General features: G+C 68.0%; 13 protein-coding genes. 7 read left to right on the forward strand and 6 right to left on the reverse strand.

Translation table 11 applies throughout. The features are described 5' to 3' along the window. The first annotated feature begins 16 nt into the window (after positions 1 to 16). From rapZ to secG, 7 genes are all read left to right on the forward strand, one after another. On the forward strand, positions 17 to 889 hold the full coding sequence (rapZ, locus tag AA983_RS13315; RefSeq protein WP_225910766.1) for an RNase adapter RapZ: 873 nt from the start codon (positions 17 to 19) through the stop codon (positions 887 to 889). Then, the gene (yvcK, locus tag AA983_RS13320) at positions 886 to 1,863 is read left to right on the forward strand and encodes a uridine diphosphate-N-acetylglucosamine-binding protein YvcK (RefSeq protein WP_047312772.1); all 978 of its coding nucleotides are present in this window, start codon (positions 886 to 888) and stop codon (positions 1,861 to 1,863) included. The genes rapZ and yvcK overlap by 4 nt, the downstream gene beginning before the upstream one ends. Positions 1,864 to 2,004: 141 nt before the next feature. Beyond that, the gene (gene whiA, locus AA983_RS13325; RefSeq protein ID WP_047312773.1) at positions 2,005 to 2,982 is read left to right on the forward strand and encodes a DNA-binding protein WhiA; all 978 of its coding nucleotides are present in this window, start codon (positions 2,005 to 2,007) and stop codon (positions 2,980 to 2,982) included. Between the two features lie 236 nt (positions 2,983 to 3,218). After that, positions 3,219 to 4,226 carry a type I glyceraldehyde-3-phosphate dehydrogenase gene (gap, locus tag AA983_RS13330; RefSeq protein WP_047312774.1) on the forward strand — a complete coding sequence of 336 codons (1,008 nt, stop codon included), beginning with the start codon at positions 3,219 to 3,221 and terminating at the stop codon, positions 4,224 to 4,226. Between the two features lie 7 nt (positions 4,227 to 4,233). Then, positions 4,234 to 5,430: a phosphoglycerate kinase gene (gene pgk / locus AA983_RS13335; protein ID WP_047312775.1), complete on the forward strand. Its 1,197-nt coding sequence runs from the start codon at positions 4,234 to 4,236 to the stop codon at positions 5,428 to 5,430. 102 nt (positions 5,431 to 5,532) lie between these two features. Beyond that, entirely contained in the window at positions 5,533 to 6,333 is an 801-nt protein-coding gene (gene tpiA / locus AA983_RS13340) for a triose-phosphate isomerase (RefSeq protein ID WP_047312776.1), read from the forward strand. A gap of 149 nt (positions 6,334 to 6,482) precedes the next feature. Further along, positions 6,483 to 6,725 (forward strand): preprotein translocase subunit SecG, encoded by a 243-nt coding sequence (gene secG, locus AA983_RS13345; protein ID WP_047312777.1) that lies wholly within the window; start codon positions 6,483 to 6,485, stop codon positions 6,723 to 6,725. A gap of 103 nt (positions 6,726 to 6,828) precedes the next feature. Here the strand turns inward: secG and pgl are convergent, their stop codons facing one another. Genes pgl through tkt form a run of 6 tightly spaced genes read right to left on the reverse strand, consistent with a single transcriptional unit; the run spans position 6,829 to position 14,946 of the window. Continuing rightward, on the reverse strand, positions 6,829 to 7,572 hold the full coding sequence (pgl, locus tag AA983_RS13350; RefSeq protein WP_047312778.1) for a 6-phosphogluconolactonase: 744 nt from the start codon (positions 7,570 to 7,572) through the stop codon (positions 6,829 to 6,831). Further along, positions 7,565 to 8,497 (reverse strand): glucose-6-phosphate dehydrogenase assembly protein OpcA, encoded by a 933-nt coding sequence (locus tag AA983_RS13355; RefSeq protein ID WP_047312779.1) that lies wholly within the window; start codon positions 8,495 to 8,497, stop codon positions 7,565 to 7,567. Before AA983_RS13355 ends, pgl begins: the two co-directional genes overlap by 8 nt. Beyond that, positions 8,494 to 10,041, reverse strand: coding sequence for a glucose-6-phosphate dehydrogenase (gene zwf / locus AA983_RS13360; RefSeq protein ID WP_047312780.1), 1,548 nt, complete (start codon positions 10,039 to 10,041; stop codon positions 8,494 to 8,496). Before zwf ends, AA983_RS13355 begins: the two co-directional genes overlap by 4 nt. Beyond that, on the reverse strand, positions 10,038 to 11,669 hold the full coding sequence (locus tag AA983_RS13365; RefSeq protein ID WP_047312781.1) for a glucose-6-phosphate isomerase: 1,632 nt from the start codon (positions 11,667 to 11,669) through the stop codon (positions 10,038 to 10,040). Before AA983_RS13365 ends, zwf begins: the two co-directional genes overlap by 4 nt. Beyond that, a complete protein-coding gene (gene tal / locus AA983_RS13370) occupies positions 11,666 to 12,787 on the reverse strand; it encodes a transaldolase (protein WP_047312782.1) in 1,122 nt (373 codons plus the stop codon). Before tal ends, AA983_RS13365 begins: the two co-directional genes overlap by 4 nt. Positions 12,788 to 12,795: 8 nt before the next feature. Then, positions 12,796 to 14,946 carry a transketolase gene (tkt, locus tag AA983_RS13375; protein WP_047312783.1) on the reverse strand — a complete coding sequence of 717 codons (2,151 nt, stop codon included), beginning with the start codon at positions 14,944 to 14,946 and terminating at the stop codon, positions 12,796 to 12,798. Positions 14,947 to 15,055 lie beyond the last annotated feature (109 nt).

A 15,055-nucleotide genomic window follows, 5' to 3' on the forward strand; every position in this document is an offset into this window, starting at 1 on the left:
AGAACGAGAGGCCACGATGACCGACTCTGCGCACTCGGAGATGATGATCGTCACGGGTATGAGCGGGGCGGGTCGCACCACTGCGGCCAACGTTCTCGAGGACCAGGGCTGGTACGTCGTCGACAACCTGCCGCCGCAGTTACTCACGCAGCTGGCTGACCTCGTCGACAAGAGCGGCGAGTCCGACGTTCGCGTCGCCGCCGTCGTCGACGTGCGCAGCCGTGCCTTCTTCACCGACTTCCGCGCAGGCCTCGAGCAGCTGCGCGACAACGGCTGGCGTCCCTCCGTCGTCTTCGTCGACGCCACGGACGAATCGCTCGTGCGCCGTTTCGAATCCGTGCGTCGCCCTCACCCGCTGCAGGGGGAGGGGCGCATGCTCGACGGCATCACGCGCGAGCGTGAGCTGCTACGTGATCTTCGCTCGAACGCGGACATCCTCATCGACACGAGTGGCCTCAACGTCCACCAGCTCTCGGCCAAGGTGCAGGAGCTCGTCGGTGACAAGGGAGGCCCGGATCTGCGGATCGCCGTCATGAGTTTCGGCTTCAAGTACGGCATCCCGCTGGACGCCGACCTCGTTTTCGACATGCGCTTCCTGCCCAACCCTTTCTGGAATCCGGAGTTGCGTCCGTTCAGCGGGAAGGACGAGGTCGTGAGCGACTTCGTGCTCGGCCAGCCGGGTGCGAAGGAGTTCCTCGACGGCGTCCTGTCACTCCTCAAACCGATGACCGAGGGCTACCTGCGTGAGGGCCGTAGCTACGTGACGCTGGCCGTCGGGTGCACGGGGGGCAAGCACCGGAGCGTCGCCATGGCCGAGGCCCTTGCGAAGCAGCTTCGTTCCGAACGTCTCGGCACCCTCGTGGTACACCGCGACCTGGGGCGCGAGTGAAGCGGCCCGCTGTCGCGGCGCTCGGGGGAGGGCACGGTCTCTTCGCCTCCCTCGAAGCCCTGCGGCTCGTCACCGACCAGATCACGGCCATCGTCACGGTCGCCGATGACGGGGGATCGTCGGGACGCCTCCGGGAGGAGTACGACATCCTGCCGCCTGGTGACCTGCGCATGGCCCTGGCGGCGCTGTGTGACAACTCCGAGTGGGGCATCGCCTGGCGTGACGCGCTGCAGCACCGGTTCCCCGGTAAGGGTCCGATGGGCGGCCACGCGCTCGGCAATCTCATCATCGCGGGTTTGTGGGATTCCCTCGGTGACCCGATCAAGGGTCTCGACATGGTGGGGCGCCTGCTGAGCGCGCGCGGTCGCGTCCTGCCGATGTCGATGCAACCGTTGCGCATCGACGCCACGGTGCGTGGCGCGGACCCCGAGAAGCCGGAGGAAGTGCAGGAGGTATCCGGTCAGGTCGCCGTCGCGCAGACGCCCGGACAGGTGCTCAACCTGCGCCTGTTCCCGGACCCTCCTCAGCCGTGCAAGGAGGCCGTCGACGCCGTTCTCGACGCCGACTGGGTCATTCTCGGACCGGGCTCGTGGTTCACGTCCGTCATGCCACACCTTCTCGTGCCCGACCTGCTCGACGCCCTCGTCATGACCAAGGCGAAGCGCATGCTCGCCCTCAACGTGCAGATGGACACGGGCGAAACCGCTGGCTTCTCGGCAAGCGACCACTTGGAGGTGCTGCGCGCCCACGCGCCTGCACTGCATCTCGATGCGGTCCTCGCGGACCCCGGTGTCATCGGTGACGACGAGCGGGCCCTCCACGCACTCGAGACGTCCGCTGCCGCCCTCGGCGCGGAGGTCGTCTACAAGCACGTGGCCGACCCGGACACGGCCGGGGTGCACGACACGTTGCGCCTCGCCACGGCCTATCGAGACGTCATGGAGCGTTCCTCCCGTGGTCCGCGGCATCAATGAGTCAGGGGGCGTACGCACGCCTGCAGGTCACTATTTCGCACCAACAGCGTTTGGGTTCTCGCGTTGGAGCAGGCAAAATGAGAACTCCGCTTCACGGCAGCCAAGCCTTGGAGCGGTCGTTTCTGGAGAGGACATGGCGCCATGGCGATGACCGCAACGGTCAAGGACGAGCTCAGCCGGGTCGTCGTCACGACGAACGCGACGCGCAAGGCCGAGGTGGCCGCGATGCTGCGTTTCGCAGGGGGATTGCACCTCGTCGGCGGCCGCGTGAGCGTCGAGGCGGAGCTCGACACGGGGGTTGCCGCGCGACGCCTGCGCACCGCCATCACCGAGCTTTACGGCCACTCGAGCGAACTCGTCGTCATGCGCCCGGGTGGCATTCGTCGCTCCACGTCCTACGTCGTGCGTGTTCCGAAGGCCGAGCTCGCCGTTCAGGCGGGTCTCGTCGACGCCAAGGGACGTCCTGTACGCGGGCTTCCCCCGAAGATCGTCAACGGCACCGTCGACGACGCCGCCGCCGCGTGGCGCGGAGCCTTCATCGTTCACGGATCGCTCACCGAACCCGGACGTTCGTCGTCGATGGAGATCACGTGCCCCGGCTCCGAGGTGGCTCTCGCCCTCGTCGGAGCGGCCCGCCGCCTCGGCATCGCCGCGAAGGCACGTGAGGTGCGTGGGGTCGACCGCGTCGTCATCCGTGACGGGGAGGCCATCGGGGCCATGCTCACGCACATGGGCGCCGCGGACGCGCGCCTCGTGTGGGAGGAGCGCCGTATGCGCCGAGAGGTGCGTGCCACCGCCAACCGCCTCGCGAACTTCGACGATGCCAACCTGCGCCGTTCGGCCCGCGCGGCCGTCGCCGCCGGTTCGCGCGTCGCTCGCGCCATGGAAATCCTCGGCGACGAGGTGCCCGGTCACCTGCGTCAGGCCGGTGAACTGCGCATCGAGCACAAGCAGGCCAGCCTCGAGGAGCTGGGCGCTCTCGCCGACCCGCCCATGACGAAGGACGCGGTTGCCGGGCGCATCCGTCGTCTGCTCGCCATGGCGGACAAGCGTGCGGCGGAACTCGGCATTCCTGGCACGGAGGCCAACCTCACGCCGGACATGCTCGAGGACGAGTGACCCTCGCCACACTTCGCCGACGCCCACCGCACGCCCGCGGCGGGCGTCGATCTGTGCTCGACGAAAACCCCACACGGGCCCACCGTGCGGCTCTGCGGGTCTCATGCACTGGCCGGTAACCTCCCACCGCTTCGCCACGCGTGGGGCCCCTTGTCATAGGGTGGACGTGTGAAAGACCGCGTGCCCGCCAGCGGGTACGCGAGCACTCGATTCCTAGGGAAGGGCAGGGTCCAAAAGTGACCGTCCGCGTTGGTATCAATGGCTTTGGCCGCATCGGCCGCAACTTCTTCCGCGCCGTCAAGGCGTCGGGCGCAGATGTCGAGATCGTGGCGGTGAACGACCTCACCGACAACAAGACGCTGGCCCACCTGCTCAAGTACGACTCGATCCTCGGCCGCTTCGACGGCGACGTCACCTTCGACGACACCTCCATCACGGTCGACGGCGCCAAGATCGCCGCCTTCGCAGAGAAGGACCCGGCCAAGCTCGACTGGGCCTCCGTCGGCGCCGACATCGTCGTCGAGTCCACCGGCTTCTTCACCGAGGCCGAGGCTGCCAAGGCCCACCTGGCCGGCGGCGCGAAGAAGGTCATCATCTCCGCCCCGGCGAAGAACGAGGACATCACCATCGTCATGGGCGTCAACGACGACCTGTACGACCCGGAGAAGCACACGATCATCTCCAACGCGTCGTGCACGACGAACTGCCTCGCCCCGATGGCCAAGGCCCTCAACGACGGCCTCGGCATCGAGAAGGGCCTCATGACGACGGTTCACGCCTACACGGGTGACCAGCGCCTTCACGACGCCCCGCACAAGGACGCACGCCGCGCCCGCGCCGCCGCCATCAACATCGTTCCCACGTCGACGGGTGCGGCCAAGGCCGTCTCCCTCGTCCTGCCGGAGCTCAAGGGCAAGCTCGACGGTTACGCGCTGCGCGTGCCTGTTCCCACGGGTTCGGCCACGGACCTGACGTTCACCGCCTCCCGCGAGACGACCGTCGAAGAGGTCAACGAGATCGTCAAGAAGGCCGCTTCCGAGGGCCCGCTCAAGGACGTCCTCAACTACTCCGAGGCCGACCTCGTCTCCACTGACATCGTCACCGACCCGGCGTCCTGCATCTTCGACTCCGGCCTGACGAAGGTCATCGGCAACCAGGTCAAGGTCGTCGGCTGGTACGACAACGAGTGGGGTTACTCCAACCGCCTCGTCGACCTCACCGCCCTCGTCGGCTCCAAGCTCTGAGGCGTCGATGAAGTCGATCTCCGACCTCGGTGATCTGAGGGGCAAGAAGGTTCTGCTGCGCAGTGACCTCAACGTGCCGCTCGACGGTTCCCGGATCACGGATGACGGCCGTGTGCGCGCGTCCGTCCCCACGATCCAGGAGCTGACGAAGGCAGGCGCCCGCGTCGTTGTCGTGGCCCACCTCGGCCGTCCCAAGGGTGAGCCGGAGGCGAAGTACTCGCTCGAGCCGGTCGTCTCCCGTCTGTCGGAGTTGCTCGGTCAGGACGTGAAGTTCGCCTCCGACACCGTCGGCGACTCGGCCCGTGAGGTCGTGGAGTCCCTCGGTGACGGCGACGTCGCCCTGCTCGAGAACCTGCGCTTCAACGCGGGGGAGACGAGCAAGGACGATGCCCAGCGCCGCGAGTTCGCCCAGCAGCTGGCCGATCTCGCCGACGTCTTCGTCTCCGACGGCTTCGGTGTCGTGCACCGCAAGCAGGCGTCCGTGTACGACGTCGCCGAACTCCTGCCGTCGGCCATGGGTGGTCTCGTGCAGGCCGAGGTCGACGTGTTGCAGCGCCTCACGGACGAGCCGCAGCGTCCCTACGCCGTCGTGCTCGGCGGCGCCAAGGTCGCTGACAAGCTCGCGGTCATCGAGAACCTCATGAAGACCGCGGACCGTCTTCTCATCGGTGGCGGCATGGTCTTCACCTTCCTCAAGGCCGAAGGCCACGAGGTCGGCAAGAGCCTTCTCGACGACGAGCAACTCGAGACCGTCAAGGGCTACATCGCCAAGGCCAAGGAGACCGGCGTCGAGATCGTCCTGCCGGTCGATGTCGTCGTGGCGCCCGAGTTCGCTGCCGACAAGGGCAGCGAGGTCGTCGCGGTCGACGCCATCCCGGCCGACCAGATGGGTCTCGACATCGGTCCCGAGTCCGCGAAGCTCTACGCGTCGAAGCTCACCGACTGCAAGACGGTGTTCTGGAACGGCCCGATGGGCGCATTCGAGATGGAGCCGTTCGCCGCGGGCACGAAGGCCGTCGCCCAGGCGCTCGTCGAAGCCACCAAGAACGGTGCTCTCACCGTGGTCGGTGGCGGCGACTCGGCCGCCGCAGTGCGTCAGCTGGGCTTCGCCGACGAGCAGTTCGGTCACATCTCCACCGGCGGAGGCGCCAGCCTCGAGTACCTCGAGGGCAAGAACCTGCCCGGCATCGAGGTGCTCGGCTGACGCCGACGTCCCGCACGTCACGAGCCCCGCTTCCGTCGTCCGGCGGGAGCGGGGCTCGTTCTCGTTCCACCACCTCGAACCTTCAAGGGAAAGGGGAGCCTCATGGCTTCGACCACCACCCGCACGCCGCTCATGGCGGGCAACTGGAAGATGAATCTCGACCACCTGCAGGGCACGCACCTCGTGCAGAAGCTCACGTGGACCCTCGAGGACAAGCGCCACGACTTCGCCGACGTTGAGGTGGCCGTGCTGCCGCCGTTCACCGACCTGCGTTCGGTGCAGACGCTCGTCGACGGCGACAAGCTGAAGCTCGTCTACGGCGCCCAGGACCTCTCGCAGCACGACGAGGGCGCCTACACCGGTGAGGTCTCAGGTGCGTTCCTCGCAAAGCTCGGCTGCACGTACGTGTGCGTCGGCCACAGCGAGCGTCGCGAGTACCACCACGAGACGGACGAGATCGTGCGCGCCAAGGTCGAGGCAGCCTATCGCCACGGCATGACGCCGATCCTGTGCGTCGGCGAGCCGCTCGAGGTCCGCAAGGCCGGTCAGCACGTCGAGCACACGGTCGCTCAGCTCGAGGCGGCCGTCGCCGGTCTCTCGCGGGAGCAGGCGGAGAGCCTCGTCGTGGCGTACGAGCCCGTGTGGGCCATCGGTACGGGTGAGGTCGCCACGCCGGCGGACGCGCAGGAGGTCTGCGGCGCGCTGCGCGAGGCCCTCGCCCGCGTGTTCGACGGCGATGTCGCCGCGAAGGTCCGCGTTCTCTACGGCGGTTCGGTCAAGCCGGGCAACGTCGCGGAAATCATGGCCGGTGACGACGTCGACGGCGCCCTTGTCGGTGGTGCGTCGCTCGTCGTCGACGACTTCGCCGGCATTTGCCGTTACAAGGAGCACGCCGGGCAGTGATCCTGCGCGTCGCACGCCGGACCCACCGGCCACCGAGGTCGTGCCGCTCGGCGCGCGTCGGGGGCTGACATGGGCACGGTGTCCGACGCGATAGGCTTGGGCGAATTGTGCGGGCGTCAGCTCGCGTCGTCGTGAGGTGAGATTTCTACGTGGACATTCTGAAGATCGCTCTGCAGGTTCTGCTCGTGCTGAGCAGTCTGTTCCTGACCATGCTCATCCTCATGCACAAGGGCAGTGGCGGCGGACTCTCCGACATGTTCGGTGGTGGCTCCGGAGCCACGATGGGTGGCTCCTCGATGGCCGAACGCAACCTCAACCGCATCACGGTCGGCGCGGCTGGCCTCTGGTTCGCGGCCATCATCGGACTCGGTCTCGTCGAGCGGTTCAACTGACACCTCGTCGCGAGCCGAACACAGGCTTCGACATTGAAAGAGCCCCTCACCGGTAGCGGTGAGGGGCTCTTTCGTCGTTCCAGGGAAGGGCTTCGGGGTTCGCTCAGCCGGCGGCGGCCTCGTCGAGCCACCACACCGTGGCGACCTGCCCGTGGACTCCACAAGCCGGATGAGCCACCCGGTCGTCGGAGCCGGACGCTGCACGCACGGCATCCCGTTTGTCCTCGCCGGCGACCATGAGCCAGACCTCACGGGCGCTGTTCAAGGTGGGGAACGTCATCGTGATGCGCTCGGGCGGCGGCTTGGGGGAGTTCGTCACCGCGGCGACGCTCACGGCGTCGGCGCGCGTCTGCTCGTGACCGGGGAACAACGACGCGACGTGCGTGTCGGGCCCCATGCCGAGCATGACGACGTCGAACGCGGGAACCTCGCCCTGAACGAGAGCGTCACCGAACGCTTCGCTGAGTTCGGCGGCATAGGCAGAGGCACCCGCGGCAACGTCCCCGGCGGCTGCCCCGTCGGAGGCCGCCATGACGTGGATCCCGGCAGGGGCCACGGCGAGGTTGTCGAGAAGGGCATCGCGCGCCTGTGTGACGTTCCGCTCGCCGTCGCCCTCGGGCAGGAATCGCTCGTCACCCCACCACAGGTGGAGCGAGGCCCACGGCACCTCGTTCGGCGAGCGTCCGAGCGCTCCGAGAAACGCCGTGCCCATCGACCCGCCGGTGAGGACGACGTGCGCCACACCGCGCTTCTCGACGGCCTCGGTGACGACGGCGAGGAAGCGCTCGGCGACGGCGTCGGCGAGTGTCGCCTTGTCGGGGCGTACCCGACGCTCGACGTCACTCATCGTGTTCGTCGTCCGCGACGATCTTGGGCAGCCCTCGCACGAGTGCGTCCCGGTAGATCTCGTCCCTGTCGAGACGACGCAGTTCCTCCGCCAACGACGCGACGGCGTCGGGACGGGGCAGCGCCATCTGACGATCCGGCTGATCGGGCTGACGAAGGATCGCCTGCTCGCCGTCCCGGAGCAGCGAGATGACGCCGCTCTCGCGGTGGAGCTCGACGGCCACGAGGCCGAGCCCGGGTTCGGTCAGCTCGCGCTGCACCGGGCACCCCAACTCGACCGACAGCCAGCCACCGAGGAGGTCGGTGGACGCGGAGTCGGACGCGCCCTTGACGACGATGCGCTGCACCGGCTCGTACGGCGGCAGGTCGAGCGCGCCGGCGAGCAGCCCGCGCCAGCGCGTCGTGCGTGCCCACGCCATGTCGGTGTCACCGGCCGTGTAGTACATCGCCCGGCGCAGGATCTCGCCGCGCGGGTCGTCGGACAGGGAGACGTCCGTGATCCGACGCTGCGCCATCCGGCCGATCTGCGTCTCGCCGATGTTCTCGTCGGCCTGCATCGGCCACCACGCGACCACGGGGGAGTCCGGCAGGAGCAGCGGAGTGATCGCCGCCGCACCGTGCTCGGCCAACTCACCGCGCAGCCCGAGAACGATGATCTCGCTCGCGCCCGCATCCCCGCCGAGGCGGATCTGGGCGTTGAGGTCGTCGTCGCCGGCATCGGGTTCGTCGACGACGGCGATGATGCGGCTCGGGTGCAGACGCGTGGCCTCCGAGGCCACCCGCAGCGACTCGTCCACGTGCTCACGAGAGCTGACGACAACGAGGGTCATCACGCGACCCAACGTCATCGAACCGACCTCGTTGCGAAGCTGCACGAGCTTCTTCGAGATGTCGGCGCCCGAGGTCTTCTCCAGGTCGACGATCACGGCATTCTCCAGACTCGTCCGTCGCGGGCCATCATGTCGTCCGAGGTACGCGGACCCCACGTGCCCGACTCGTACTGCTCGGGCTGGCACTCCTGCTCGGCCCAGAACTGCTCGATCGGGTCGAGGATGCGCCAGGACAGCTCGACCTCCTCGTGCCGGGGGAAGAGCGGCGGATCGCCGAGAAGCACATCGAGGATGAGACGTTCGTAGGCCTCAGGGCTCGAATCGGTGAAGGCCGACCCGTAACCGAAGTCCATCGTCACGTCGCGCACCTCGAAGGAGTTCGAACCCGGGACCTTAGAGCCGAAGCGCATCGTCACGCCCTCGTCCGGCTGAACACGGATGACGACGGCGTTGCGGCCGAGCTCCTCGGTCTGGTTGGCGTCGAAGGGCGTCGCAGCGTTCTTGAACACCACGGCGATTTCCGTGACGCGCTTGCCGAGACGCTTGCCCGTACGCAGGTAGAACGGCACCCCGGCCCAGCGACGGGTGTTGATGCCGAGCTTCACGGCCGCGTACGTCTCCGTCTGCGACTGCGGGTCGATGCCCTCCTCGGCGAGGAAGCCGGGCACCTTCTCCGCGCCCTGCCAACCCTCGGCGTACTGTCCACGAGCCGTCGCCGCGGCGAGGTCGCCCGGCAGCTTCACCGCGGCGAGCACCTTCTCCTTCTCCGCCCGCAGATCCTTCGCGTCGAAGGAGAGCGGCTGCTCCATCGCCGTGAGGGCGAGAAGCTGCAGGAGGTGGTTCTGGATGACGTCGCGTGCTGCGCCGATGCCGTCGTAGTACCCCGCGCGACCACCGATGCCGATGTCCTCGGCCATGGTGATCTGCACGTGGTCGACGTGGTTGGCGTTCCAGATCGGCTCGAACATCTCGTTGGCGAAACGGAACGCCAGGATGTTCTGCACCGTCTCTTTGCCGAGGTAGTGATCGATGCGGAAGATCGAGTCGGCCGGGAAGACGCCCTCGACGATGTCGTTGAGTTCGCGTGCGCTCTCGAGGTCGTGCCCGAACGGCTTCTCGATGACGACGCGACGCCAGGCGTCACCCTTCGGCTCGGTCAGGCCGGCGGCTTCCAGCTGCTCGCACACCTGGGCGAACGAGCCCGGTGGGATCGACAGGTAGAAGGCCGCGTTGCCCTCGGTGCCGCGCGTCTCCTCGAGCTCCTTGAGCGTCGTCGCGAGAAGTTCGAACGCCTTGGGGTCGTCGAAGGTGCCGGGCACGAACCGGATGCCGTCGGCGAGGTTGGTCCAGACCTTCTCGTCGAACCCGGTGCGAGCACGCTCGCGCACGGCGTCCTTGACGATCTGCATGAAGTCCTGGTCCTCCCAGTCGCGTCGGGCGAACCCGACGAGCGAGAAGCCGGGCGGCAGCAGACCGCGGTGGAACAGGTCGTAGATCGCCGGCATGAGCTTCTTGCGCGCGAGGTCACCGGTGACGCCGAACAGCACGACGCTGCACGGTCCGGCGATGCGCGGAAGACGCTTGTCCAGGGGCGAACGCAGGGGGTTGTGGTCCTTGGTGATGTCGACCGGTGGCGTCACCGAGCGTCGCCTCCTGCAAGCTTTTCGAGGGCCGACGTGACCTGGGCCAGGCCGGCATCGTGCTCACGCAGGTGCAGGCGCAGGACCGGACGGTCGTGGTCGGCGAGGACGGCGGCGTCACCGCCGGCCTGAGCCGCGCAGAACTGGCCGAAGGTGAAGTCACGACCCGGCACGGCCAGATCTTCCTTCGCCTCGGTCGTGATCTGCAGGTAGACACCGATCGCGGGCCCACCCTTGTGGTACTGGCCGGTCGAGTGGAGGAAACGGGGCCCCCAGCCGAAGGTGACCGGACGCTCGAGCGTGCGCTCCAGCGGAGCACGGACGTCGGCGAGCGACGCATCGCGCAACCGGTCGAGGTAGGCCATGACCGCCAGGTAGCCCTGCGGACCGAGCTGGTCGACGAGGGCCCTCAGCGCGTCGTCGAGCGTCGAGGCGTCACCGAGGAAGTCGGGCCCCTCGGCACGGACCTCGACGGAGCCGTCGGTGAAGGCCGGAGCCGCACCGGCGTCCATGCCCTTGTCGAGCAGGTCACGAGCGGCCGACTTCGCCGACTCGACATCCGGCTGGTCGAACGGGTTGATGCCGATCAGACGGCCGGCGACGGCGGTCGCGACCTCCCACAGGAGCATCTGAGCCCCGAGCGAACCGGAGACCGTCGAGACGGCTTCACCCTCGGGGGCACGCTCGTCGTCCTCGGCCGTGAGGAGGACGAGGTTCTCGTCAGCGGCGAGTTCGTCGGGCTCGGAGTCACCGACGACGACCGGGAGCAGACCCTTGCCGTCCTTACCGGTGGACTCGGCGATGAGCTGCTCGGCCCAGTCGCCGAAGCCCTTGATCTGCGTACCGGCATCGGCGAGCAGGATCTTGTCGCGCAGCGGCTGCGTGCCACCGAGCACCGCGCCGAGACGCAGGCCGGGGTTGGCCTCGTCGTCCGCAGCGAGCAGATCCGTGACCGACTCGGCCTCGTCGAGGAGCGCCTCGATATCGGCGCCGGCCAGGCCGGACGGCACGAGACCGAACGCCGTGAGCGCCGAGTAGCGTCCGCCGACGTTGGGGTCGGCGTTGACGACCGTGAAGCCGCCCTCGCGCGAACTCTTGTCGAGCGGGGAACCCGGGTCGGTGACGATGACGATGCGCTCACGTGGGTCGATACCGCCGTCCTCGAACGCCTTCTCGTAGGCGCGGCGCTGGCTGTCCGTCTCCACGGTCGAACCCGACTTGGAGGAGACGACGACGACCGTGTGCTCGAGGTCCTCCGCGAGGGCGTCGCGCACCATGTCGGGCTGCGAGGAGTCGAGTACGACGAGCGGAACGCCCGCCGTCGCGCAGATGACCTCGGGAGCCAGGGACGAGCCGCCCATGCCGCACAGGACGACACGGTTGAGGCCGGCCTCGGCGAACTTCTCACGCAGAGCGGAGACCTCGCCGACGAGCGGGCGCGACGAACGCGCCAGCGTCACCCAGGACAGGCGCTTGGCGGATTCGGACTCGGCCGCGGTGCCCCACAACGTCGGGTCCTGGTCGAAGAGACGGCTTGCGAACTTCTCGGCAACGAGCGCCGGGACGGCAGTGTCGATCGCTGCCGTCCCGGCACCCACGGTGCCGAGGCTGACACCGGAGGAGGTCACTTGTTGTCGCCCGCCTTCTCCAGCTCGGAGCGGACGGAGCCGAGGAGCTCTTCCCAGGAGGCCTCGAACTTCTCGAGACCCTCGGTCTCGAGCTGCTCGACGACGTCGGCGTACGAGACGCCGACCTGCTCGAGGGCATCCATCGTGGCCTTGGCCTCGCCGTATGAGCCGCTCACGCGGTCACCCGCGATCTCGCCGTGGTCGGCGAGCGCGTCGAGCGTCTTCGGCGGCATGGTGTTGACCGTGTTCGGCGCAGCGAGCTCGACGACGTACAGCGTGTCGGACAGGTTCGGGTCCTTGACGCCCGTGGAGGCCCAGAGCGGACGCTGCACGTGGGCGCCGTCGTCCGCGAGGGTCTGCCAACGCGGCGTGCCGAAGACCTCTTCGAACGCCTGGTAGGCGAGGCGGGCGTTCGCGATGCCCGCCTTGCTCTTGAGTTCCTTCGCGGCGTCGGAGCCGATGGCGTCGAGGCGCTTGTCGAACTCGGTGTCGACGCGGCTGACGAAGAACGAGGCGACCGAACGGATGGTCGACAGGTCCTTGCCGTTCTCGCGGGCCTGCTCGAGGCCCGTGAGGAAGGCGTTCATGACGCCGCGGTAGCGGTCGAGCGAGAAGATCAGCGTGACGTTGACGCTGATGCCCTCGGCGAGCGTGGCGCTGATCGCGGGCAGGCCCTCGACCGTGGCCGGGATCTTGATCATGCAGTTGGGGCGGTCGATCGTCTCCCACAGCTGCTTGGCCATCTTGATCGTGCCGTCGGTGTCTCGCGCCATGCGCGGGTCGACCTCGATCGAGACGCGGCCGTCCTCGCCGTTCGTGGCGTCGTACACCGGGCGCAGGATGTCGCACGCGGAGATGACGTCCTCGGTGGTGATGGTGAAGACGGCCTCGTCGACGCCCTTGCCGGAGGCGGCGAGCTCGGCGACCTGCTCGTTGTAGGCCGAGCCGTTCGACAGCGCCGAGGCGAAGATCGTCGGGTTCGAGGTCACACCGACGACGTTCTTCGTCTCGACGAGCGTCTTGAGCTCGTCACCGGTGACCATCGGACGGTTGAGGTCGTCGAGCCAGATCGAGACGCCGACGTCGGAGAGGGCCTGGGTGTTCGTGTTCCGAGTCATGGAAGTACTCACTTTCCTTCGACTGCTGCGATGGAGGCTTCAGCGGCTTCGACAACCTTCTCGGGCGTGAAGCCGAACTCCTTGAAGAGGGTCTTGGCGTCGGCCGAGGCACCGTAGTGGTCGATACCGACGACACGACCGTGCGTGCCGACGATGTCGTACCAGCTCATCGGGTGCCCCGCCTCGACGGCGACGCGGGCCGTGACGTTCTTCGGCAGGACGCTCTCCTTGTAGGCGTCGTCCTGCTCGTCGAACCACTCACGGCACGGCATCGAGACCACACGGGTGGCAACGCCCTTGGCCTCGAGTTCCTTCCGGGCCGCGACGGCGAGGCCGAGCTCGGAGCCGGTGGCCACGAGGATGACCTTGGGCTCGCCCTCGGAGTCGGCGAGGACGTAACCGCCCTTGGCTACGCCGTCGGCCGAGGCGTACTCGGAGCGGTCCAGCGTCGGCATCTCCTGACGGCTCAGGATGAGGCCGGTCGGGCGGTCGGTGGTCTCGAGAATCTTCTTCCACGCCTGCGCCGTCTCGTTCGCGTCGCCCGGACGGACGACGGCGAGGTTCGGGATGGCGCGCAGCGCGGTGAGGTGCTCGATCGGCTGGTGCGTCGGGCCGTCCTCGCCGACACCGACGGAGTCGTGCGTCCACACGAAGATCGACGGGAGCTGCTGGATGGCTGCGAGACGCACCGCGGGGCGCATGTAGTCGGAGAACACGAGGAACGTGCCGCCGTAGGCGCGCGTGAGGCCCTCGAGCTCGATGCCGTTGAGGATCATGCCCATGGCGTTCTCACGGATGCCGAAGTGCAGCGTGCGGCCGTAGGGGTTACCCGTCCACGTGTCCGTCGAGCGGTCCGAGGGGATGAACGACGGCTGGTTGTCCATCGTCGTGTTGTTCGATCCGGCGAGGTCGGCGCTTCCGCCCCACAGCTCGGGCACGACATCGGCGAGGGCATTGAGCACCTTGCCAGAGGCAGCGCGGGTGGCGATGCCCTTCTCGTCGGCGTCGAACACCGGCAGGGACTCGGCGAGGTTGTCCGGAAGCTTCTTCGCGACGACGCGCTCGAGCAGCGCTGCGGCGTCGGCGTTGGCCGACTTCCACGCGTCGAACTTCTCCTGCCAGGCGGCGTGCGCCCTCTGGCCACGCTCGACGGCCTTGCGAGTGTGCGCGATGACCTCGTCGTCGACCTGGAAGGTCTGTTCCGGGTCGAAGCCGAGCAGCTTCTTCGTGGCGGCGATCTCCTCGTCACCGAGGGCCGAACCGTGGGCCTTGCCGGAGTTCTGCTTCGTCGGAGCCGGGTAGGCGATGATCGTGCGCAGCACGACGATGGACGGCTTGTCCGTCACCTTCTTGCCGGCCTCGATCGCCTCGAAGAGGGCGTCGACGTCCTCGGTGTAGGGGCCGTTCTTGGCCGAGCCACGCCAGTCGACGATGCGCACGTCCCAGCCGTAGGCCTCGTAGCGCTTCGCAACGTCCTCGGAGAAGGAGACGTTCGTGTCGTCCTCGATCGAGATGTAGTTCTCGTCGTAGATGAGGGTGAGGTTGCCGAGCTCCTGGTGGCCGGCGAGCGAACTGGCCTCGGAGGCGACGCCCTCCATGATGTCGCCGTCGGAGGCGATGACGTAGACATGGTGGTCGAAGGGCGACTCGCCGGCCGGCGCCTTCGGGTCGTACAGGCCCCGCTGACGACGCTGTGCCATGGCCATACCGACGGCGGAGGACAGGCCGGAACCGAGCGGGCCGGTGGTGATGTCGACACCCTTGGTGTGGTGGACCTCCGGGTGACCCGGCGTCTTCGAGCCCCAGGTGCGAAGCGCCTTGAGGTCGTCGAGCTCGAGGCCGGAGCCCGAGAGGAAGAGCTGCGTGTACTGCGTCAGCGAGGAGTGGCCGCACGAGAGGACGAAACGGTCACGACCCATCCACTCGGTGTCGGACGGGTCGTAGGTCATGACGTTCTGGTAGAGCAGGTATGCGACGGGCGCGAGGCTCATGGCCGTACCCGGGTGGCCGTTGCCGACCTTCTGAACGGCGTCGGCTGCCAGCAGGCGCGCGGTGTCGACCGCTCGCTTGTCGACGTCGGACCAACCGACCTTGTCGGCCTTGGGGGACGCGAGCGACTCGTCGCGCTGCCACGTGGTGGTGGGCTGTTCCGTCGTCACGGGGAATGCTCCTTCGCATCGGATTCGTTCTCGACCCCGACACTAGTCCTCTTCGAGGGGCGCAGTCACGCTGAGTAGACTGGCCCCAAGACGGGGTCTTGCCCGTCAC

The organism is Dermacoccus sp. PE3 (assembly GCF_001021715.1).
GTDB lineage: Bacteria > Actinomycetota > Actinomycetes > Actinomycetales > Dermatophilaceae > Dermacoccus > Dermacoccus abyssi.